General features: G+C 65.5%; 1 protein-coding gene. It reads left to right on the top strand.

The annotated features are described in order from the left end of the window. The coding region (locus V7116_RS11660; RefSeq protein ID WP_324392102.1) for a 4Fe-4S dicluster domain-containing protein at positions 1-898 on the top strand (898 nt) is incomplete at both ends.

Genomic DNA, 898 nt, shown 5'->3' with positions numbered 1-898 from the left:
TGAACGTCCGCGCGGCGGAGATCGGCGTCAGTCGCATCGAAAAAGTGACGCCGCCGCATGGCGTGACCAGCGCGATTGGCCTGCGCCCGCCCGTCCCCGCTGCTGCGCCGGAGTTCGCGCGCACGGTCACCGGGGAAATCATCGCGCGGCGCGGCGATCAACTGCCCGTCTCGCTGATGCCGGTCGATGGCGCGTTCCCCACGGCCACATCACAGTACGAAAAACGCGCCACCGCTACCGAAGTTCCCGTTTGGGAGCCAGAAGCGTGCATCCAGTGCAACCAGTGCGCGTTTGTCTGCCCGCATGCCGCCGTGCGCATGAAGGTCTACGACGCCGCCTATGCCAACGGGAGCGCGCCCGCTGCGTTCAAGTCGATGGACGCCAAAGGCCGCGACTGGCCCGGCATGAAATACACCGTGCAGGTCGCGGTGGAAGACTGCACCGGCTGCGGGGTGTGCGCCGAGATTTGCCCTGCCTTCGTCAAAGTGGATGGCAAGAAGACCGAGCGGAAGGCGCTTAACATGGCGCCGCTGACGGACACGCTGCGTGCCGCTGAAGTCGCCAACTGGGATTACTTCTTCGCGCTGCCCGAACTCGATCCGGCGAGCTTTAACCCGCTCACGGTGAAAGGCTCGCAGTTCATCCGCCCGCTGTTCGAGTTTTCCGGCGCGTGCCCCGGCTGCGGCGAGACGCCGTACATCAAGCTGATGACGCAGTTGTTTGGCGACCGCGCCATCATCGCCAACGCGACCGGCTGCACCTCGATTACGGGCGGCAATTTGCCCACCACGCCCTATGCCATGCGCGCGGATGGGCGTGGTCCCACGTGGTCCAACTCGCTGTTCGAGGACGCGGCGGAGTTCGGCATGGGGATGCGGCTGACAGCGGATAAGCTGGT

This window comes from Aggregatilinea sp. (assembly GCF_036822615.1).
Taxonomy (GTDB): domain Bacteria; phylum Chloroflexota; class Anaerolineae; order Aggregatilineales; family Aggregatilineaceae; genus Aggregatilinea.
Note: the sequence above shows the minus strand (reverse complement) of the source record. Positions and strands in the feature narration are given on the sequence as shown.